Source organism: Sporomusa sp. KB1 (assembly GCF_007830295.1).
Lineage (GTDB): Bacteria > Bacillota > Negativicutes > Sporomusales > Sporomusaceae > Sporomusa.
The window spans coordinates 1,952,543-1,974,389 of record NZ_VLKC01000002.1; the positions used below are offsets into that span (position 1 = coordinate 1,952,543).

20 protein-coding genes and 1 other annotated feature are annotated in these 21,847 nt (G+C 45.4%); of the genes, 14 read left to right on the forward strand and 6 right to left on the reverse strand.

The genetic code is table 11. The features are described 5' to 3' along the window. The first annotated feature begins 97 nt into the window (after positions 1-97). From SALPA_RS12765 to SALPA_RS12805, 9 genes are all read left to right on the forward strand, one after another. On the forward strand, positions 98-1,111 hold the full coding sequence (locus SALPA_RS12765) for a GGDEF domain-containing protein (protein ID WP_255451417.1): 1,014 nt from the start codon (positions 98-100) through the stop codon (positions 1,109-1,111). Positions 1,112-1,133: 22 nt separating this feature from the next. Beyond that, positions 1,134-1,421: a DUF2325 domain-containing protein gene (locus SALPA_RS12770; protein WP_145094473.1), complete on the forward strand. Its 288-nt coding sequence runs from the start codon at positions 1,134-1,136 to the stop codon at positions 1,419-1,421. 28 nt (positions 1,422-1,449) lie between these two features. Then, a complete protein-coding gene (locus tag SALPA_RS12775; protein ID WP_145094476.1) occupies positions 1,450-1,695 on the forward strand; it encodes a hypothetical protein in 246 nt (81 codons plus the stop codon). A 64-nt stretch (positions 1,696-1,759) separates the two neighbouring features. After that, complete coding sequence (locus SALPA_RS12780) at positions 1,760-1,990, forward strand: ferrous iron transport protein A (protein ID WP_145094479.1); 231 nt, start codon at positions 1,760-1,762, stop codon at positions 1,988-1,990. A gap of 40 nt (positions 1,991-2,030) precedes the next feature. After that, the gene (gene feoB / locus SALPA_RS12785) at positions 2,031-4,376 is read left to right on the forward strand and encodes a ferrous iron transport protein B (RefSeq protein ID WP_145094482.1); all 2,346 of its coding nucleotides are present in this window, start codon (positions 2,031-2,033) and stop codon (positions 4,374-4,376) included. A gap of 16 nt (positions 4,377-4,392) precedes the next feature. After that, complete coding sequence (locus SALPA_RS12790; RefSeq protein WP_145094485.1) at positions 4,393-5,022, forward strand: HD-GYP domain-containing protein; 630 nt, start codon at positions 4,393-4,395, stop codon at positions 5,020-5,022. Between the two features lie 61 nt (positions 5,023-5,083). Further along, positions 5,084-5,257, forward strand: coding sequence for a FeoB-associated Cys-rich membrane protein (locus tag SALPA_RS12795; RefSeq protein WP_145094488.1), 174 nt, complete (start codon positions 5,084-5,086; stop codon positions 5,255-5,257). Positions 5,258-5,299: 42 nt separating this feature from the next. Beyond that, positions 5,300-6,250, forward strand: coding sequence for a hypothetical protein (locus tag SALPA_RS12800; RefSeq protein ID WP_145094491.1), 951 nt, complete (start codon positions 5,300-5,302; stop codon positions 6,248-6,250). Positions 6,251-6,475: 225 nt separating this feature from the next. After that, positions 6,476-6,802 carry a YnfA family protein gene (locus SALPA_RS12805; protein ID WP_145094494.1) on the forward strand — a complete coding sequence of 109 codons (327 nt, stop codon included), beginning with the start codon at positions 6,476-6,478 and terminating at the stop codon, positions 6,800-6,802. Positions 6,803-6,807: 5 nt separating this feature from the next. Here SALPA_RS12805 and SALPA_RS12810 read toward each other — a convergent pair whose 3' ends face one another. Beyond that, positions 6,808-7,410 carry a dienelactone hydrolase family protein gene (locus tag SALPA_RS12810; RefSeq protein WP_145094497.1) on the reverse strand — a complete coding sequence of 201 codons (603 nt, stop codon included), beginning with the start codon at positions 7,408-7,410 and terminating at the stop codon, positions 6,808-6,810. A gap of 186 nt (positions 7,411-7,596) precedes the next feature. Between SALPA_RS12810 and SALPA_RS29035 the strand changes: the two genes are divergently transcribed. Further along, positions 7,597-7,944, forward strand: a complete 348-nt coding sequence (locus SALPA_RS29035; RefSeq protein ID WP_186451058.1) for a hypothetical protein — start codon at positions 7,597-7,599, stop codon at positions 7,942-7,944. After that, on the forward strand, positions 7,937-8,767 hold the full coding sequence (locus SALPA_RS12820) for a hypothetical protein (protein WP_145094500.1): 831 nt from the start codon (positions 7,937-7,939) through the stop codon (positions 8,765-8,767). The genes SALPA_RS29035 and SALPA_RS12820 overlap by 8 nt, the downstream gene beginning before the upstream one ends. A 101-nt stretch (positions 8,768-8,868) precedes the next feature. Here the strand turns inward: SALPA_RS12820 and SALPA_RS12825 are convergent, their stop codons facing one another. From SALPA_RS12825 to SALPA_RS12835, 3 genes are all read right to left on the reverse strand, one after another. Next, positions 8,869-10,512 (reverse strand): serine hydrolase, encoded by a 1,644-nt coding sequence (locus SALPA_RS12825; protein ID WP_145094503.1) that lies wholly within the window; start codon positions 10,510-10,512, stop codon positions 8,869-8,871. A gap of 69 nt (positions 10,513-10,581) precedes the next feature. After that, entirely contained in the window at positions 10,582-11,511 is a 930-nt protein-coding gene (locus SALPA_RS12830; protein WP_145094506.1) for a DUF5050 domain-containing protein, read from the reverse strand. A 2-nt stretch (positions 11,512-11,513) separates the two neighbouring features. Further along, entirely contained in the window at positions 11,514-12,608 is a 1,095-nt protein-coding gene (locus SALPA_RS12835; protein WP_145094509.1) for an N-acetylmuramoyl-L-alanine amidase, read from the reverse strand. A 135-nt stretch (positions 12,609-12,743) separates the two neighbouring features. Continuing rightward, positions 12,744-13,007, forward strand: a binding site (T-box leader). A gap of 214 nt (positions 13,008-13,221) precedes the next feature. On the opposite strand from SALPA_RS12835, the gene SALPA_RS12840 reads away from it, so the two are divergent. After that, a complete protein-coding gene (locus SALPA_RS12840; protein WP_145094512.1) occupies positions 13,222-13,812 on the forward strand; it encodes a tryptophan transporter in 591 nt (196 codons plus the stop codon). Positions 13,813-13,875: 63 nt separating this feature from the next. Here the strand turns inward: SALPA_RS12840 and SALPA_RS12845 are convergent, their stop codons facing one another. After that, complete coding sequence (locus SALPA_RS12845) at positions 13,876-14,949, reverse strand: HD-GYP domain-containing protein (protein WP_145094515.1); 1,074 nt, start codon at positions 14,947-14,949, stop codon at positions 13,876-13,878. A gap of 234 nt (positions 14,950-15,183) precedes the next feature. Between SALPA_RS12845 and SALPA_RS12850 the strand changes: the two genes are divergently transcribed. Then, the gene (locus SALPA_RS12850) at positions 15,184-16,794 is read left to right on the forward strand and encodes an IS1182 family transposase (protein WP_370516704.1); all 1,611 of its coding nucleotides are present in this window, start codon (positions 15,184-15,186) and stop codon (positions 16,792-16,794) included. Between the two features lie 188 nt (positions 16,795-16,982). On the opposite strand, the gene clpB is transcribed toward SALPA_RS12850, so the two are convergent. Next, positions 16,983-19,568, reverse strand: a complete 2,586-nt coding sequence (gene clpB, locus SALPA_RS12855; protein ID WP_145094521.1) for an ATP-dependent chaperone ClpB — start codon at positions 19,566-19,568, stop codon at positions 16,983-16,985. A gap of 359 nt (positions 19,569-19,927) precedes the next feature. Between clpB and SALPA_RS12860 the strand changes: the two genes are divergently transcribed. Next, the gene (locus SALPA_RS12860; RefSeq protein WP_145094524.1) at positions 19,928-21,847 is read left to right on the forward strand and encodes a bifunctional diguanylate cyclase/phosphodiesterase; all 1,920 of its coding nucleotides are present in this window, start codon (positions 19,928-19,930) and stop codon (positions 21,845-21,847) included.

The window sequence follows — 21,847 nt, forward strand, 5'->3', positions numbered from 1 at the left end:
ATATAAAACAGATAAGTAGTAGAATCTTCTGTTGGAGGTATGCTGAGTTAAGGGGGTGGGCTATCTGCATTGTAAGCTTCGGTTGCTAGTTCTGGTGATGATGCTCATCCCACAAGGAGTTGTTTTCGGGTTAGCCAATGGTACCGGATTGGCAAGTGATAGATGGTTTAATCAAATAGAAGCTGTATCATTGGTGAGTGCCTTGTTGTTAGCCCTCGCGACACCGGGTCTGATAATTGAATGGTTGCTGGGTAAGCCTTTAGAAAAAATAAGATGTTTTTGCTTTATGGTAAAGCAGGGGGATTACCGGGCGAGAGTATCATTGCCTAACGAATCCCGGGATAGGGACGATGAGGATGCTATAACTCTCCTTATGCGTGATATGAATTGGATGGCACGACAGATAGAGCTACGAGAACAGGAATTAAAGCAGGTTGTAGAAAACTTAGAACAATCTCGCCAGCATATCGGGAAACAAAATCAAGCTTTGGCCAAAACAAATGCGGAACTAATGGTAGTCCAGGGCCGGCTAAATGAAAGAACAACTGAACTGGAAGAAGCTTTCAAACAAATGCAAGTGATGGCATTGACAGATCCACTCACAACGATAGGCAATCGACGGTGTTTTTTCGATACGTTGGAGCAACAGTTTGCGGCACTGATATGCACTTGTCGGCCGATTTCATTGGTTATGATTGATATTGACCGATTTAAAGCAATAAACGATACATTTGGCCATGAGGCGGGTGATCGGGTTTTACAGGAACTTGCCAGGATTATCATACAACATAGTCGAGAAAACGATTTAGCTGCTCGTATTGGGGGGGAAGAATTTACTGTTCTCTTGCCTGGAGCGGGTTCTCAGGAGGCGGTGCTTGTCGCCCGGAGAATTAAAGCCGCGATTGCAAACCATAATTTTGAGTTGGCTGATGAACAGCGAATTTCCATCACAGTTTCTATTGGTATTTGTACATTGTCGCAAACGCCGTGTTTCAACAGAGATAATTTATATAATTATGCCGATCAGGCGCTTTATCATTCTAAAAACAACGGGCGCAACAGCATTTCTATTTTTGATCCCACGATTCGATCAGTGACCAAAGTTAGTTGAAATAGGAAAGGAAGGTAATTGTATGTCAGTGGTAGTTGTTGGAGGTGATTATTTAGGCAGTATTGAAAAGAATTTGTATTCTATAGGGGTTACTGAATTGGTACATATTTCCGGCAGAAAGACGTTTGACAAAAATAAAATGAATTTACCAAAAAATACTGCTTTTGTTTTAGTGTTGACTGACTACGTAAATCATGGTACTGCAAAGAATGCTAAACTTGCAGCTAAATCACAATCAATACCGTTGATTTTTGCCAAAAGATCATGGCGCTTTGTTGAAGAAAAACTTAGAGATAGTAAGTTTATTTAGTTACGGCAAACAGACAGGAGGGAAAAACTTGACTTTGCAAATACGTTCAAATGAAGAAAAAGTAGATTTACTTATTGAGGGAGACATTTACGAAGAACATGCGGAATGTTTACGGGATATGACTTTTTCTTATGCACGGCGTGGAATAAAAAAGCTCGATATCCAACTTTGCTCTACGTATTACATTAGCTCTAAAGGGAAGCAATGCCTGCGTCTTATGAAAGACACATTAGACGGGCAAGGTGTACAGGTCTTATTTAAGCCTAAATTATAAGGTTTTTTATTTTGCTACTAAAGTGAGAATGATTCCCAATATTGATTGAAGCCAGGAGGATATTATGGTCAAAACACTCAACCAGTTAGGTTCCGGTGAAACGGGCGTGGTGATAAAGGTGTATGGAAGCGGTTCGGTGAAACGACGGATTGTAGATATGGGCATTGTTGCCGAAACTCTTATTCAAGTACAAAAGTTGGCCCCGCTTGGTGACCCCATGGAGATTAAGGTAAAAAACTTCAATCTTTCTCTACGTAAGTCGGAGGCAGCGCTAATTGAAGTTCGGACGCAGTGAAGCTGGAAGGCATGCTGATGATATAGAAGGAGGCTTACGGATGTCGACGAAAAATTTGACAGTGGCTTTGGCGGGCAATCCTAATTCCGGCAAGACCACTATTTTCAATAATATTACCGGAGCGCGCCAGCATGTGGGCAATTATCCGGGGGTAACCGTGGAGCGACGAGAGGGTTTTCGTCGTTACCAAGGCAAGGAGCTATTGCTGGTAGACCTGCCAGGAACATATAGTCTGACAGCTCATTCGCTGGATGAGTTGGTAGCACGTAACGTGATTGTCAACGAAAAACCGGATATCATAGTGAATATTCTGGATGCATCCAACCTGGAACGTAATTTGTATTTGGCGGTCCAACTACTGGAGCTTGAACGGCCAGTGGTATTGGCTCTAAATATGACTGACGTGGCGGAAGAGAGAGGCCTAAAAATCAATGATGAGTTGTTAGGCCATAAACTGGGTATTTCAGTAGTTCGTATGGTGGGCAACCGTAACAAGGGCACGGACGATCTCCTTCAAATGGTGTCAGACGCTGCAGCGGCAAATGAACACCAGCCTTTCAATTTGGACTATGGTCAGGAGATTGAGGCCAAAATTAAGCTGGTGACCGAGGCTCTCGAAGCCTTGACCGAGGTTAAGTATCCGCTAAGGTGGCTGGCAATCAAACTGCTTGAAAATGACCAAGACGTTAGCAGTGCAATCAAACTGGTAGTGGGCGGGTCAAAGATCTTGTCGTTGGTTGAACAAGCCAGAGGCGAACTAAAAGTTGTTTTTAACGATGAGCCGGAACTTGTAATTGCTGAGAGCCGTTATCGTTTTGTCGGCAAAGTTTACCGGCAAGTCGCGTCTGCTAATAATGATCTGGGTAAGACCACATCGGACAAGATTGACAATGTTTTGACTCATCGTGTACTTGGTTTACCAATATTCTTTGGCATTATGTGGCTATTGTTTAATATTGTTTTCACTGTTGGGGCCTATCCGCAGGAGTGGTTGGAACAGGGAATTACATGGGGCGGGGCATTCCTTGGCCAGAATTTGGCGGATGGCGCTCTCAAATCACTGGTGGTCGACGGTATTATCGGCGGCGTGGGAAGTGTCATTTCTTTTCTACCAAACATTTTATTGCTCTTTTTAGGAATAGCATTGCTTGAAGACACCGGATACATGGCTCGGGCTGCTTTTGTCGTAGACCGCGTAATGCGTGCTGTTGGTTTGCACGGCAAATCTTTTATACCACTTCTTTTGGGCTTTGGCTGCAGTGTTCCCGCCATTATGGGAACTCGCACCCTGGAGAACCCCCGAGACCGGATGGTTACTATCCTTGTTGCTCCGTTGATGAGCTGCAGCGCTCGATTGCCGGTCTATACCTTGCTTACCGCTGCCTTCTTCTCTCCGCAATTTGCTGGCACAGTCCTATTTTCCGTCTATGTCGTAGGCATTGTTTTGGCTATATTTATGGCACTAATCTTCCGTAAATTCTTATTCCCCGGAGCGGCCGAGGCTTTTGTGATGGAAATGCCCCCTTATCATTTGCCGACAATACGCAGCATTTTTACGCATATGTGGGAGCGAAGTGTACTGTATTTGAAGAAAGCGGGCACGCTGATTCTAGCCGCTTCCATCCTGGTCTGGTTTGCTACCAATTACCCTACAAATGTTGAATATAGTAAGGACTACGATCAGGAGAAAACGCAAGTCGAGGAAAGCTTTAGCGCTCAAGTTACGCAAAATGTTTTAATTCCTCTACATATCGAGAACCCGGAAGATATTGAAGCATTGAGTGCTCTTGTAGGCGAGATTGCGGCAATTCATGATGCGAAGGATAAAGAGGATCAAGCCTTATCAGCTACGGCGATAGCTGATAAGCTGGACGAACTCCAACAGGCCAAGTCTGTGTTGTATCCATATGCTATGCATTATTACGAACTTGAACAGGAGAAACAATCCGAAACTGAAAAAATCGATAAAGAGCAGGCTGGCGAGAAACTGGCCAAAAGTTATGCCGGACAAATTGGGAAAACAATTGAGCCAGTTATTCAGCCGCTAGGGTTTGATTGGAAAATTGGCGTCAGCTTAGTATCGGCGATGGCTGCCAAAGAAGTTCTCGTAAGCACCCTTGGCACTATCTACAATGTAGGCGAAGTCGATGAGGATGACTCAACCAGTCTGCAAGAGGCACTAGCTGCAGACCCGGCGTTTAGTCCACTGGTAGCCTATTGCCTGATGATATTTACGCTCATTTATTCTCCCTGCCTGGCTGCGCTCGCCGTCTTACGGCGTGAAACCAACTCATGGAAATGGACGGCTTTCAGTTTTTGCTATTCCACCGTTTTGGCCTGGATCATTACCCTGGCTGTTTATCAGGTGGGTATGATGTTGAGTTGAGAAAGGGCATGATAAATTGTTGCATCAAATTACAGTTGACGATCTGCACGAAATGGTGGATGCGCTGACCACCGCGCTTGATGCCAAAAACTCATATATGTGCGGACATTCTGAACGTGTGGCGAAGCTATCGCTGCTATTGGCTAATACCATGGAATTATCGCCATCAGAGCAGACGCGGATTCATATTGGGGCCCATTTGCACGATATTGGAAAAATAGGTATTCCTGACGCAATCCTTAATAAACAGGGAAAGCTGACAGATGATGAGTTCATTATCATCCGTCAGCACCCGGCAATCGGCGATAACATTGTGGGTAAACTCAAGCTGTTCCAATCGGTCGCCGATATTGTCCGCCATCATCATGAACGCTTTGATGGCAAAGGTTACCCTGATGGCTTACGAGGTCATGATATTTCGTTAGGCGCGAGGATTGTGGCTGTTGCCGATGCTTTTGATGCGATGACCAGCGCCCGGGCTTACCGTACGGCATTCACGCTTAGTCAGGCGATAGCGGAAACACAGCGCTGTCAGGGCACTCAATTTGATCCGGATATAGTAGCGGTATTGGTTGATTTGTCTACAAAGAATAAACTTTTTAGCAGTGGCGGCGGAGAAATTCGCAGTCTAGTAGCTACGGCCTAAAGTTAATCGTAGAGCAACTTAGTTATCCGATAAAATGAAGTAATTTTAAGGAGGTCGTGACATGGAAACTCTGTTAGTAAGTCTCATAGGAATAGCGGCGATTGGATACGCAGGATATATGGTTTGGCAAAGCATTAGCGGAAAACATGGTTGCAGTTGTGGAAATGGCGGCTCTTGTCAGACTAGTGGGGGCAGTTGTTGTTCGACAAAAAAGGTTTTGCGGAAGCTTCCTTAAATTTAGATAAAAGGAATAATGCATCAAGGAGATGTTTATTGAATGAAAAGGATAATGGTAAGTTTGACTGCAGGTATTATCTTAATGAGTGCGCCAGTAGGTGCTGAACCGATTCATATAACTGGTGATACATCAATTAAATATCAGAGAGATAGCGCCGACGGTGAGAGCACAATTTCCGGCTCGGTCTATACAATAAAACTTATGGGTGAGGCTGATTTGGGAGACGGTTGGTCACTATACACTCGCCTGGCAGCGCAAAGTGTAACAGACCCATTCCTGGCGGATTTCAATCTTTCTCCCGGAGCTTATGGAGAAAGCAAAAAATCGGTGGTTGCTTTGGACCAGTTCGGCTTGAATTACAAGACAGACAAAATGGTCTACAAGTTTGGTCGTCAGGATGCGACTGTGGGGACGACCGCCTTGCTGTATAGTCGACCCGATTCGAATATTGGTAAGGAAGCCTTTGTTGACGGTCTTAGCTTTTCCGGTACTGTCGGCGCTATTAACATGTCAGGTCTCCTGGCACGAGAAGATAATCCGGCAGGGGAGATCAAAAACAAAATTTATGCAATACGGGCTGGCTATAGTCCGGTAGAAAACTTCGGTTATGGTGTTACCCTGGGCCGGTACGACGGTGACGACAGTACCAATCATTGGGCTGTGGACGGAACATATACACTTGGTAAGAGTCATTTTACTGCCGAATATACGAAAGCGAACAGCAACACTAATAACAAAGCGTACGCAGTAATTTACGGCTATGATTTTAATGACAAAATTTCCGCGTCGGTAACTGGGTTCAGGGTCGAAGAACTCGGTTCAATGGGTCAACAAAGTGACTTTGATGTGGATAACCGCGGTTTTCATTATGGCGTCAGTTACCAACTCAATGAGGCTACGGGTCTAGAGCTCGTTTATAAAGACCAAAAAACTATCAGTGAGGGGCAAAATAACGAATCTTTCGAAGCTACGATCACTTATGCATTCTAAGTAGTTTAACTAGTAGCGTCTGTTACGAAAAATTGGTAAAAAACGATGCATGTATAAATAGTAAAGAGGAAAGTCAGAGAAAAATAGCAGTGGGACAGTTCTTAACTTGAAGGGTTATTCAAGAAGAGCTGTCCCACACTGTTGCACTGCTGTATTTGGTTATGGAATGCATAAACACTATGGTATAATTAGATGCAAACAATTTTCAACTAAGTGGAGGAAGTTATGGAATTTTTAAAATCTATGGGTTATTTTATTCTTGCAGGTCTGTTTGAAATTGGTGGAGGATACCTAATATGGCTTTGGCTACGAGAGGGCAAAGGAAGCAGCTATGCGATTGTTGGTGCGATTATTCTGACCTTGTACGGCGTAATCCCGACACTACAACCGGCTAACTTTGGACGAGTTTACGCCGCATATGGCGGGGTATTTATAGTTTTGTCTATTCTTTGGGGATGGGGTATAGACAAGGTTATGCCTGATAAATTCGATATTATTGGCGGTGTTATATCTCTGCTGGGAGTGCTAGTTATAATGTACTGGCCTAGATAAATTAGTCACACGTTATACTTTCTAATAAATGACATTATTTCCATACAGGTTTTAATTGAGGATCTCTTATTATAGCTTTGCGAAAATGGATTAGCAAATCCATGCTGACCAGATCGTTTTTCAACTTGGATATTATCAAGGTTAGTTAAATGTGAAATCAAGTTGTCTACATCAAAAACTTTTTCTTCAGTAGGAAAGAACAATAAGACAGGACATGTAGGCTTTATTTCGAGGTAATCTCGTATTCTTGAACCATAAAAGCCAATAGCTAAATCGCACAAACCTGTGTCGCTACACAACCACGCAAGTGTAGCCCCCACGCTATAGCCCAACACGTAAACTTTTTTATAATTTGCGCGCGCATTACGTAGAACCTCTTTTATTTGATTGAACGCACTCTCAAAACCAACAGTATTCATAAAATAATTATAAGCTATTGCTTCTTGATCATAACAAAATGACTCTCTACCATTAAGTAAGTTAGGCGCAATACTGTCAATTTCATATTCTGAAAACTTCTCACAAACTTCAATAATGTGTTTATTTATACCGTAAATTTCATGTAAAACAATAATGACTGTATTAGAGTGATGAATATAGGCTAGCATCAATACCTCCGCATCCTATACTTTTCATAATAATATCATATAGATTCAGCGCTGAAAAGCAGGCTTGGATTTCTGCATCGGGTTAGAAAGAAGCAGAATACTTGTCTGCATTCTATTTTTCTGTATGCCTAACCTAACCTGGGGAACAATACCTAACAAGAAAAACAATCCAGGGGGTGAAGTAGTATGAGTGAATATTACCGGCTCATTCGCCATAGTGGTAACAAAGATTTGTTTCGCGCGGTTGAGATGTCGGTGGCGGCTCTTGTAAGCGGGCATTCATTTCATATTCAGGCTGAAGGCTTGGCGGCGATAAAGGCGGCACTTAAAATACGCTTGGCAGCTTTGCTACAAAGCCAATTTCAGTTACCTAGCAGCGGCAAGGGCAGCAGTGACAACCGGGGCGGACTGGGGAGAGCGCAATTTATTGATCCATTACACACCAGGATTATTGCACCACCCAAACCAGCCATACCGCTTAGCCGCTTACCTGACGAGCAACTGGTGACGAAGGAAATCAAATCACATGGTTGATAGTCTCAATACCAGCCTTGCGCAATTATCCCTATCCCGCTTAGGGGCAGCAGCGGCTGTTATTGATGAGGCTCTAGGACGCGGGCAGGGAATACGCCTTGGACAAAGTACTGTTTTCAGCAGCAAAGTGCATGCTTTTAATTCACATAGCCCTGAGCATGTGAAAATCATGGTGAATACGGATGCTGGTCAAGTTTTTTATTATCGTTCAGACAGTGGTAGGATTGGTCATTTAGATATATTTCACGAGTGTGGTGCGATCGATCATCAAGTAGCAGCCTACTATGTTTGTTCAGCCCTTGAACGGTATCGTACCATCGCTGTACAGCAGCCAACAATGATGGGTACCGGATTGCTTAACCCTGATCTTGTGGATATTCAGACAGCTACCGGCGGTGGGCGAATAACCGGCAATTTGCAAGGCGGACAAAAGCCTTCTGTGCGGCGAGTGCATGAAAATCACGTGCATGTAGCACTGCAACTGTCGATAAACAATCTGTTATGTCTGTTTTATATTGTGGCGGCGGTTGAAACTGCTATACTGGACTTGGGTTTGGAACTTAGATGCAATGAACGCATTTCGTATGTTGAGGCGGCTGACTGTCAATCTGACCTTAGCCCGTACACTGATCAAACGGATTCTTTGCTTGCCAGTCAACTGTTGACTAAGAATAACCAACAGGCCATTTGCCCTGTGTCTGATAGTACTCCCGGCTCAGCTGCTGAGTGCTCGCCTGAATATAGTTATACAGGCAGTCGATTTGGTGCGGGACCGCAGCCAGCAGAGAGTGTCGCGGATAGACCTTTGGGTTTTGAAAAGTAAAATTATGCTACTGAAATAAACAGGTTTGCCGGGGTTCAAGTCGGCAGACCGTTGATATATCGCAGTAAAGATGTTTGCTAGTGGGGTGTATTGCCAGATAACTATAAGCTGAAAATTATCTTGATTTTGAGCGCAGCAGCTAATTCGCGAACAGGAACCAGCAACTGGCCGTGTTGTTTATAAGGAGCTTGCGGCAAGGCCAGAGTTTTGCCATTAACAGTCATACTTGCTTTCCCGGCAGTTAGGGTAGCTTTACTTTCGCCAATAGTAAAGGTAACGGTATCATCTGTTTGCTCAAGACCGGCAGACAGGGCATCAGCTGCTGTTATAGCTGGTAGCAAGAGAAGTTGTTTTTTTTCAGTTTTAGTTATAGAAATAGGGGTTTGCAGGAAAATTTTGCGATTATTGACAGTAATAAAGCTGGCTCCTGCTTTGGCTTTTAACTGTTTGGGTTTATTGCTGGCTTTGGGAGCAAAGGTAGTAAATAATGTTTTGGCAATGGCGTTTTCCACACTGTAATAGGGGTTGGCTTCTATGAGGTTCGCCCCGTTCATTAGGAAGACTATACCCAATTTGCTGTCAGGGTCATAGTAGGCATCACTGGATAGTCCATAGGCTTCGCCAGAGTGGCCAACAAGGCGTTTTCCTGGCACCAGGTCATCGGTAATATGGAAGTTCAGACCTTTTTGTTTGTAAAAGCCACCCATACTGTAGCCAAACCACTGCATACTATGCATCAGGTCTGTTGTGTCTGATTTTAGAATACGGGTATGTTGTTTATATATGCCGCCGTTCATATGAATCTGGAGAAATTTGGCTAAATCGACAGAATTGGCGCGTAATCCACCGGCTGGAGAATGAGCAAGCGAACCAGCACTTGTTGTTGGCGTGGGCTTAGTGCCGTTATAATTATCCTTTGTTGGCCTAAAGCTGATTAGGGATGCATCCAGGCGATATAATACGGCTGTGTTTTGCCAGTTTATACTATCGGACGGTTCGAAGCTGGCATCCATGTCGAGTGGCTTGAAGATATATTTGGTACAGTATTTATCAAAAGGAAGGCCGGAGATTTTTTCAACAAGCGTTCCAACAATGCCTGTGCCAAAGTTGGAATAGCTAAATTGTGTGCCTGGGGCATAATTGCCAAAGGTGTCCGGATCATAATACTGACCATCAGGAACCAGCATATCTTGGATATTAATTTCCTGCAATAAGGCAGGTGTCTCTTCCAAAATGGTATTATAGGCGCCACTGTCAACAATACTGGAGGTGTGAGTCAGCAACTGGCGAAAGGTGATTTTGACATCTGGATAGCGGGGATTTCTTATTTGGTAGCCCAGGTATTGACTGATATCGTCATCAAGGCCAAACTTGCCCTGTTCATAAAGCTGCATCAGCGCCGTGGCTGTGATCATCTTGGAGAGGGAGGCCACGCGAAACAGCGTTTCAGCGTTTACGGTGCGGGTAGTGGCCAGATCAGCCCAGCCGTAGCTGCCATTCCAGATAAGCTTGCGCTCGTTGAAGACAGCCGCTGATAAGCCGACAACCTTGTATTTTTCCATGGTGACCAGCAATTGCTTATCAAGAACCGTTGGTTTGGCGGGCAGCAGATAAGGCGGTAAGACATAATAGCCTGGCGGCGGTTCAAGTTGGTTTCCCTGGGCAGAGGAGGTCAGCAGGCTTAGGACAAGAATAATGCCCGTCAAGGCGGTGGGTAGATGTTTTCTTAAACGGTTAGAGAACATAGGGACCTCCTCGTTAATGACTGGAATGCGCTCTACACGGAGTGCCTTTCCTGGCTGAAGGAATAGGTTCTAGGGTGTGAAAAACAAGCGGTTATAATATACCGAATTGCCGATAAGGATGATTGGCTGCGGTCCAATGCCTAAATCGCAAATCAGCTGCTGGTTGTGGTTGTTAAGATTAATTCGGTATAAGGCGTGATTGGCTGATGTATTGGTAAAATAGACAAAGCCATTAGCAACATTAATAAAACCGGCCTGGTCATCTGTCAGCTTGGTGCGCCCCTGACCGTTGGTGCTGATGGTGTAGAGCTTTTGGTTGTCGCTATAATTGCTATAGTAAATGGTATCGTCAGCTACGGCCATGAAAAGAACCTGATCATCGGCAATCTTGCTGCGACTAGTGCCGTCAAGCTTAATTTTGTACAGCTTGTAGCCGTCAGAAGCATTGAGGTAATAAACCCAATTACCGGCGATGGTAAGATTTTCAGCCTGGTCGTCACATAGCTTTTGCGGCTCAGACTGACCGTCTAAGGCCAATTTGTAGATGGTATTAGATGGCGTAGAATTGTCATTGCTCCAGTTAATATATACCAACCAGTTGCCAACTACGGTTAATTGACTAGCAGGCTGGTTGCCAATTTTGGTTTTTTCAGTGCCGTCAAATTGCATCCGGTAAATATGATGCTGGTCTGACCAATTGCTATAATATAAATATTTCCCGGAAATAGTAAGGCTCCAGGCTTCATCGGCGCTAATGATGACAGGCCTTGCTTCACCAGGTCTAAGCCGGTAGATATTCTCTTGACCACCAGCATAACTATCGCCGGTAAGGTCAAGGTAATACAAAGTGCCGTCGCTATCAGCAACCGCCAGGCCGTTGTTGGCGGTATTTGCCGGAGGGATGGTAACGGGAACTGCAAAAATAGAGGCTGGGATAATAACTAGCCACAAGGCGAGCAGGGTTGTGACAGTCTGCTTGCATAAGGTGGTTGGTGCCATGCTTAGTTCCTCCTTGCTGCCAGTGCGGTAATCGAAAAGTATTTATCTGTAGCCTGGAAAATTGCCTGGGCAGCTTGCTGGCGATAAATTCGCTGGGATAGCAGTTTGGCATCTTGCGGGTGAGGCATCATGGCAACTTCGACAATAACTGCCGGAACCCAGCTGGAGTTAAGGACGACCAGGCCTGGCCGGTCTTGCAGCGGATATTGATGAAGATGGAGCGTGCCTGCCAGCTCATTTGCCAACAGAGTAGCTAATTCTTTAGCCGGTTTGGGAGCGGATGAGTTGTAGAGGGCGGTAGTTCCCCGGTATAGCTTTCTGGCAGCATCAGGCATATCAGTAGGCATAGAATTATTATGAATAGCAAGGAAAGCGTCAGCCTGTAGAATGTTGGCGGCATCGGCCCGGTCTAACAGACTGGGATTGCTGTCATCTGTTCTGGTCATATACACATCATAACCATGCTGACAGAAAATATCACGGCTTAACAGGGTGATATCAAGGTTAAGCTCTTTTTCTAATAGATAGTTACTGGTTGCGCCTAAGGCTGTACCGCCGTGTCCGGGGTCAAGTACAATGGTTTTAGGCAGGGGAGTGGTGAGGGTATCGGAAAAAGTCAAGACAAGGTAGGTGCGAAAGATAATGGTGTCGTCAGGCTGCATTACCCGTTTGCGTTTTACTGTCGTTACCGTGGCTGTGGTATTTCGTGAAGAATAGGCAGCTGTTAGTATAAAATCACTGTTGTTGTCAGAATTTGTTGCTAGCCTTGTTAAACGCGGGGAGAAGTTTACAAGAGTAACAGCATTGCTGTCGGCAGGCAGGGTTGATTGTGCGGCTACTGTGAGTGTAAGGATGTTGTTTTTTTCTGTTATGTGATATTGCGGTTCAAAGGTGTAGGCTAAGGGGCCAGGTACACTGGCTGCAGGCAGCCGGGTTTCCACTGCTACGGCGACAACATCTTTGTGTTCAAGTTGAAACGTTTTTACCGCGACAATGCTGGCGGGGAGTGTTTCTGCCAGGTCAGCCGCAGCAGGCACCGGGGAAAGTAAAAACAGGATGGCGATAAACAAGGTGATATAGGATATAAAGACAGGCATAGCTACACCTCACTATTATAGAAATAGATAATAGAAAATGGTTCGTCATTAAAATAAAAATACCTGCCGAGTAATCTGAGTATTGACAAATGTGCGTGTCCCTTGGTATTCTATATACATCATAGTTGCATATTGGAAATATCAATGACCAGGAAGAGTAAACATTCAGTGGAAGCTGCAGCGAGCCAATGGTAGTGAGAGTTTGGCGCCGACCGGTATGTTGAATGGACCTGGGAGATGCAGTCTGAGCCGTGTAAGCGGGGTAGGCGCTGACGGGATTCTTCCGCCGTTATCAGGAAGCAGGTATCGGACAATTGTCTCGTACTTTGATGAGCCGGACCAGAGCAGTTTTGTTGTGGTCAATAAGGGTGGCACCGCGGGTTATTCCCCGTCCCTTGGATATACTTCTATCCAAGAGACGGGGTTTTGTTTGTTTTGTGGCTGATACTTTAGAATTGCAGATAAGCTGCCATCTGCGTTGTTGCTCCTGCGGGCTTCACTCCAGCGTACGCCCCTGTACGCTTGCGTTCCAGTCCTCGGGGCGCCTAGCAGCTGACAACTTCTCTGCAATTCCGGCAATTCATTATTGATTTTTAGAGGAGGTTGTTGAACAATGGAAAACAAAGAGCGAGAGTTAGTGACGGTTACTACCGGGCAAGAGGGGCGTTTTCGTTGGGCTGCTGTTTCTGCCATGTTGCTGGCGATTGGTGCCATCCTTAGGTTGGTCAGTCCGAGTATTGCCGGAATTTCACCTAACTGGATTATAGCCATGTACTGTTTGGCGATTGTGCTATTTCGTCTGCCTGCCAGCCGGGCTATGGGTATCGGCTTAGTGGCAGGTGCGCTGTGCCTGGCAACTTCCAAATCGGTTTTTCCGTATGGTAATCTGATTAGCGAACCTATAGGGGCGCTGGTATGTGCACTGGTAGTGGGGTTGCCGTTTAGTATGAAATTGGGGCGACTGGATCTCAGACCAGCGATTGGCGCGTTATGTGGTACCTTGGCCAGCGGGCTGACGTTTACAACGTTAGCAAAGCTCCTGTTGGGTTTACCGCTTAAGGTTTATCTGTATGGCATGCTGCCGGTAGTAGTGACAATGACAATTGCCAATACGGTTGTTGCTCAGGCATTGTTCTATCCGGTAACGGCGTTGTTAGGCGGCTTTGTTGCCAAGCATAAGGCAGATGACAGGGTTAACAAGTAAAGAAAACGCCTGTTTTGAGGGAAAGAACTCAAAACAGGCGTTTTCTTTTGCTAAGCAATAATTTTAATTAGCATTTGCCCAATATTCCGGATTAACGAGACGTTGGATAAAGATGGTCTTGGTAGTGGCAAGATCAATGATTGTGCCGCTATGGGTTTTGACAACCGGTTTATCTAAGTGGTCGGTGTTGAAGAAGATAATCTGTCCAGTACGGCCATCACTTAGCAGAACAGGAGAATTAATGAGACAATCGCGTATATAGCGAATAAAGGGCTGGCAGATGCCTTGATCTAGTTTGTCAAATAATTGCTTGGACATGTATTCTAAAACTGGGAAAGGATTGGCGTCTTCACCTGAGTATGCATGTTGATGAAATAGATCAGCAACCGCAATGATGCGGGCGAAGAGGTGAATTTTATCACTGGCCGAGCCCATGGGAACTCCGCTGCCATCCATCAATTCATGATGCTGTAGAACTGATAGCAATACTTCCTGGGGCAAAGAGGGTACATGCTGCAGTAGTTTAGCACCATTTATTACATGAGCTTTGGGTTCTGAGTCGGTCTCTTTTGAAACTACCAGTTTGCCAATATCATGCAAGAGTCCTGCCAAACAGAGCACATGTATTTTATCGTCTGAGAGTTTGAGTTTATGACCAATGATGGTACTAATAAAAGCTACCATGACCGAGTGGCGGGTAACCTTGTCAGCTAAATTATAGTCGCTGACTAATAGATAATCCATTATGGCAGGGCCGGTTGACAGTACAGTAGAATAGATACTAAAGGAGGTTTCTTTTAGTTCCTGTATGGGAACTTGCTTGGTATTACGAATAAAATCAAAGGAGTTAACAGATGTTGTTATTAAATTATCATATTCTTTAAAAAAGTCAGTAAAGTTCTCTGTCAGACCATCTTTTCTTACTGACGTTTCCACTGGTGCGTTACTTTCCGGTGAACTAGTAGTTTCGCTGGACACAAACACATGACTAACATTCCACATGGTTAACAACGAAATAGTACGAGGCGCAATGATGACATCTTTCCCAAGCAGCACCTTGCCGCTGACTGACAGGACTGGTTCGCCGATAGCCATGCCGGGAACCAATTCTTTGACGGCGATCATCCTGGTGGACACAATACCAGCTCCTTTTGAAATGAAAAAAATATAATGGTAACATAAGTATAAATTAGATTATAATGGGAGGCAATCAGTCAAAAGTCATGGTGCTTAGTACTAAAGTCCTAGATGACCAATGTATTAATGCCAAGGGTAAAGAAAAAGGGGCTGTTGCACTAAAGCAGGCCTAAAAAAACAAAAGACGGCCCCGGTATGTAGCCGGGAGCCGTCTTTTGTTGTAAAATCAAGTTTGTGAAAACAAAGAAATTACAAACAGATTATACAACAAACGGGAATGTATATCAACTGGTTATCCCCATGGACATCGGCGAAATGATCCCGGCAGATGATTCGGTGCGATTACTCAACGCGGTCATGGAAAGGATGGATTACAGAAGATTGTATGCCGCGTACTCCCGCCTGGGGAGAATCGAGAAGTCACCGAAACGTCTGTTTAAAATTCTCGTATATGGATACATGAATGGCATTTATTCCAGCCGCAAACTGGAACAATCCTGCCGGCGAGACGTCAATTTCATGTACCTGCTGGGCCGGGAAAAAGCACCGGACCACGCCACGATTGCCCGGTTTCGCAGCGAGCGGTTGGCAGAGGTTGTAGACGACCTGTTTACCCAGCTTGTGCTACTGCTGGCCGATGCGGGCGAACTGTCACTGTCAAGCGCCTTCATCGACGGAACCAAGCTGGAGGCCAATGCCAACCGCTACAGCTTTGTCTGGAAGAAATCGACGCAAAAGAACGAGGAGAAGCTGCAGGAAAAAATGAAAGCTCAGCTCCCGGTGCTGGCGGCAGAGTTCGGTCTGCGCTTTCCTGTCGGTCAGACGATCAAGGCCAAAGACCTGAAAAAGCTGCGCAAACGGCTCAAAGCGCTGCAAGCCGAACGCGGCATCGTCTTTGTCCACGGCAAGGGACAGCGTAAGGCGCCACTGCAGCGGGCGATAGAAACGGTAGACGAATATCTTGCCCGGCAGAAGAAGTACAACGACTACAACCACAGCTTCGGGGAACGCAACAGCTTTTCCAAGACGGACAGAGACGCCACCTTCCTGCGGATGAAGGAAGACCATATGAAAAACGGGCAGCTTAAACCGGGATACAACGCGACACTGGCGGTAGATGCAGAATATATCGTATCTGCCATGATCAGTCAGGAACGAAGCGACAGCCAAACATTCATCCCGATGCTGAAGACGCTCAAAGGACTGGGATATACCAAGCCTGTAGCGGACGCGGGGTTCGAGAGTGAAGAAAACTACACCTGGTGCGAAGAAAACGGACAAATAGCATTTATTAAGCCGTCGAATCACGATAAAGCCAAAACCCGCAAATACCAAAGTGACATCGGCAAGCGTGAGAATATGCCCTATGATGCGAAAAGCGATAGTTACCGCTGCCACAGGGGCCACCCCATCAAGGCGGCGTATGAAAAAAAAACCAAGTCAAAGGCGGGTTATCCCATTGTGACAACGGTCTACGCCTGCACCGAGTGTGCCGGCTGTCCGTATAAGGCCCAATGCATTAAAGGCAAGAGCAAGACGCCGCTCGAAGAACGGAGCAAGAACCTGTACGTATCCAAAACCTTTCTCAGGCAGAGGCAGGAAATGCAGGCGCGCATTCAAAGTGAGGAAGGTGTCCTCTTGCGCATAAACCGCTCCATCCAGGTAGAGGGAGCGTTCGGTGTACTTAAACAGGACATGGGCTTCCGACGGTTTCTGCTGAGGGGCAAAGGCAAGGTCCAGACCGAGTTGTTGCTGCTATGTATGGGGTATAACCTAAACAAACTCCATAACAAAATCCAAAGCGGCCGCTGTGGAACCTATTTACATATTCCCAAAGCGGCCTGACAACTATATACAGATTTTTTTAGAGGAAGAGGCTTCCTCTGTTTTGTTGTGCACATAAACCGACTGCGGCTTCTTTTTTTCATTCTCCCTACTAGGAGTTTCCTTCCTAAATTACCCAAAAAGGCGTGTCGCTCTGCGTTTTTCAAAAAACGTTTTGCGACACGCCCTTTTCTCCATTATCAGGAAGATTAGCGGGGTTTTACTGATAATACTATTTTATCAGTGGCAGCACTTAGGTGTACAGTGCTGCCTTCGGGTACTTCACCACGAATAATCATTTTGCTCAGTTCGGTTTCTACCATGCGGCTGATAAGCCGTTTTAGGGGGCGGGCGCCAAATTGAGGATCATAGCCGGTTTGAGCGAGCAGGGCAAGCGCCTTGTCATCCCAATTTAGGGTGATGGTTAGCTGTTTTTGCAGCCGTTTATTCAAATTCTCCAGCATAATGGCCGCAATATCAGCTACTTGTTTGGTAGTGAGCGCCTTAAATACGACAATATCGTCAATCCTGTTTAAAAATTCGGGCCGGAAGTGTTGTTTTAAAAGTTCCAACACCCGATTCTCCGCAGTTGCAAAATCACTGTTCAAAATTTCGTGTGATCCCAGGTTGGAGGTCATAATGATGATGGCGTTTTTGAAGTCAACCGTACGTCCTTTGCTGTCAGTCAATCGGCCATCATCCAGAATCTGCAGCAATACATTAAACACGTCACTGTGGGCTTTTTCCACTTCGTCCAGCAAAATAACGCTATACGGGCGGCGGCGTACGGCTTCGGTTAATTGTCCCCCTTCATCATAACCAACATAACCGGGAGGTGCGCCAATGAGGCGGGCTACGGTATGCTTTTCCATATATTCGCTCATATCCAGGCGAATCATGCTGCGTTCGTCGTCAAAAAGTACCTCAGCCAGAGTTTTGGCCAACTCGGTTTTACCGACACCAGTCGGTCCCAAAAAGATGAAGGAACCGATCGGCCTGCTGGGATCTTTGATGCCAGCCCGGGCCCGGATAATGGCTTCACTAATGGCCGTTACGGCTGTCTCTTGGCCTACTACCCGCTGATGCAGGTGGGTTTCCAGGTTGACAAGTTTTTCCCGTTCGCCTGTCAGGAGCCTGGTTACCGGTACGCCTGTCCAACGGCTGACTACTTTGGCAATATCGTCTTCATCCACTTCTTCTTTGAGCATGGTTTTGTGCGAGCGGTTCTGGGTAAGCTGTTCTTCTTGGGCTGTAAGCTTTTTCTCCAATTCTGGCAGACGGCCATATTTAAGCTCAGCCAGTTTGTTTAAGTCATAGGCCCGTTCAGCTGCTTCCATTTGGGTACGAACGGTTTCAATTTCTTCTTTGACTTTTCGCTGCTCAATAATAGCCTGTTTTTCCAGTTGCCATTGGGCTTTTAACACGTCTGCCTGCTCTTTAAGGCCAACCAATTCGTGATGAATGCGTTCCAGCTTGTCTTTGGAAGACGAATCAGTCTCCTTTTTGAGTGCTTGTTCTTCAATCTCAAGCTGCATGACCCGGCGGAGGAGTTCATCCAACTCACTGGGCATGGAATCAATTTCAGTACGCAATTTGGCTGCTGCTTCATCCATCAGATCAATGGCCTTGTCTGGTAAAAATCGATCAGCAATGTAGCGATCAGACAGCACGGCGGCGGCCACTAAAGCGGCATCTTTGATCTTAACGCCGTGGTGTACTTCATAACGTTCGCGTAAGCCCCGGAGAATAGAAATAGTGTCTTCGGTGTTGGGTTGGTCTACCAGGACAGGTTGGAAGCGCCGTTCTAAAGCGGTATCTTTTTCAATATGTTTGCGGTATTCGTTTAATGTGGTGGCGCCGATGCATTTGAGTTCGCCTCTGGCCAGCATGGGTTTTAAGATATTGCCGGCATCCATAGCGCCTTCAGCAGCACCTGCCCCCACGACAGTATGCAGTTCGTCGATGAATAAAACAATCTTGCCTTCGGCTTTGGTGATTTCGGCTAATACTGTTTTGAGGCGCTCCTCAAATTCACCGCGGAATTTGGCGCCGGCAACCAGGGCTCCAAGGTCCAGGGAATATACGATCTTATTTTTCAAGGTTTCAGGGACATCACCGGCAACAATACGCCTGGCCAGTCCCTCGACAATGGCTGTTTTACCAACGCCGGGTTCACCGATAAGTACAGGGTTGTTTTTGGTGCGGCGGGATAGAATCTCGATAGTCCGGCGAATTTCTTCATCCCGGCCAATTACCGGGTCAAGTTTGCCTTGTTTAGCCAGTTCAGTCAAATCGCGACCATACTTGTTTAGTGCTGTAAGATTTTCGTCAGGATTGTCGTTGGTAATGGGCTGACCGCGCCTAAATTGGTTTACTACTTCCTGAATCCGGCTGCGCGTCAAGCCAAAATCACGGCATGTGGCCACTAAGTCACTGTCACCATCCTCGGCAATGGCCATCAGAAAATGTTCGACACTAATATACTCATCTTTCATACTTTCTGCATGCTTCGCGGCTAAGGCCAATACCCGCAACATGGCTGTATTCATGCGTAAGCCACTTTCCTGGCCACGCACCGAAGGCAGGTTTTTCAAAAGTTGTTCCAGTTTTGTGGTTAGTAACCGTACATCAATAGTTAGCTGGCTTAACAGATAGGCCATGATGCCATCAGCATCTTTAATAAGGGCGAGAGCGAGGTGTTTGGCCGTCAGCTCCTGATGGTAGTGCAGGGCCGCCAGCTGTTGCGCTTCCTGCAAGGCGGCAGCCGCTTTTTGGGTATATTTTTCGCTGTTCATGACTATACCTCCTAAAAAAATTATGTCATACTTTCAGCAGAGATATTCACAGGTAATGCTTACAATTAAATACTACCAGAAAAGTGGTATTAATTGGAGTTGGATAATGAGGCATAGCAGGCGATTTTGGGCATAGTAGACTGATTTAAAGCCAAAAATATTGCCGGACGCAGGCTCTCTAACTTTTTCTGACTTTTTGACCTTTATTGACTTTGCCTATACATATTTCACAAATAATTTTGTTATAGATCAGAAGAATATCGCAAAAAAAAATAATGTTTTTAGTGTATAATAATATTCACAAAGCTAATTATGACACGTTTCTCCTTCGGTGATTTTGCAAGAAGCAGGTGTAAACAGTGGATACAATCTTTGCCAATATTGCTGTTAACGAGTTAGTATCAAACAGCTATATTTATGTTGCAATTGTTGTGCTTGGCGGCATTGTTACTTATTTACTGGCAAATGTTCATAAGTATAAGCAGACTATAAAGTTATTACAGCAGCAGAATGAAGAATTTATGACAGTACATGAAGAGTTATCCGCCCAGGAGGAAGAGCTCAGGCAGAATTTCAATGAGTTGTATCTAAGAGAGGAAACTATTAGACAAAATGATGAAATATATCAGCTTGTTACCGAAGGCTCAAATGATGGGTTGTGGATATGGGACATTGTTACTGATGCCAAGACGGTGTCTGAGCGCGGCTGGAATATGCTGAAATTACCTGAGCATGCAGTAACTACGAAAGCGAAATGGAAGCAGACGATTGTCCATCCTGACGATTTACCGCTCATGGTGGCTGAATTGGAGCGTCATTTTAGTGGTCAGACCCCTTTTTATCAAGCTGAGTATCGGGCTAAATCAGCACAGGGCGGCTACCGTTGGATTCTATCACGGGGAAAGGCTTTGTTTGACAGTAATGGGCAACCGATGCGGATGGCCGGCTCGTATACAGATATTACCGATCGCAAATATAAAGAAGAAAGAATTAAACATATGGCTTATTATGACGCTCTTACCGGTCTTGCTAACAGGGAACGCCTGGTAGAGGTTGTTAAGCAAGCATTACATTCGGCTGCCTCAAGCGATAGGAGAGCGGCTTTAGTTTTTATTGATATTGATAATTTTAAACAGATTAATGACACCTATGGTCACTCATGGGGTGATAAGCTGCTTATTAGTCTTAGCAAGCGACTGGAAGCGCTGGTGGTTGAAACCGGTATGGCCGCCCGCCTGGGAGGTGACGAATTTATTATATTTTTACCAGTTATGGTCCAAAGTGAAGAAGTAACTGCTTATGCGGACAAGATGATGCACGTACTTGAGCAGCCAATTACCGTGAACAGACATGTTTTCCACATTACGGCCAGTGCTGGTATTGCTATTTATCCTGAGCATGGCGATAATGTGGAAGATCTTTTACGCACGGCAGATATGGCTATGTATTCAGCCAAAACGTCAGGGAAACACACCTATCGGTTTTTTGATAAATCAATGCAGGATGCAGTTGTAGAAAAAACACTAATGGAAGCCCGGCTGCGTCAGACCGTTTACAATAATGAACTTAAACTGCACTATCAACCACAGTACAACATGAATTCTGGTCAGATAGGCGGGTTTGAGGCTTTGCTAAGATGGAAAAGCTCCGACTATGGCATGGTGTCACCGTTAAAGTTTATCGCGCTGGCAGAAGAAACAGGGCTTATCATCGGTATAGGTAATTGGGTGCTAAGAGAAGCCTGTAGTTTTAGCCAGGAACTATATGCACGCGGTCAGGGACGGTTATGTACAGCGGTAAATATATCGGTGGTGCAGCTTATGCAAGCAGATTTTGTTCAAGTGGTTGCTGCGGTGCTGTCTGAAATCGGGCTGCCACCGGAACTGCTTGAGTTAGAGATTACTGAGAGTGTGTTAATGGAGCGGTTTGAGGACAATGTTCGCAAGTTAGGAGAGCTCCGGAGCATGGGAGTGCGGATTGCGCTTGATGATTTTGGCAGTGGTTATTCATCGCTGACCTATCTGAAAAAACTACCAATTACGGCTCTAAAAATAGATAAAGCCTTTATTGACGATATCGCAGTGGGGGGTAATAATATTGCTATTACTGGCAGTATTATTGAATTAGCGCATGAGATGGGTTTGGTTGTGGTTGCAGAAGGCGTTGAAACTGAGGAGCAATTTGCTTATCTTAAGCAAAAAGGCTGCGATACTATTCAGGGATACCTTATTAGCCAACCGTTGCCACCGGAAGAATTCATAGCAAAACTTCAGGGGTGA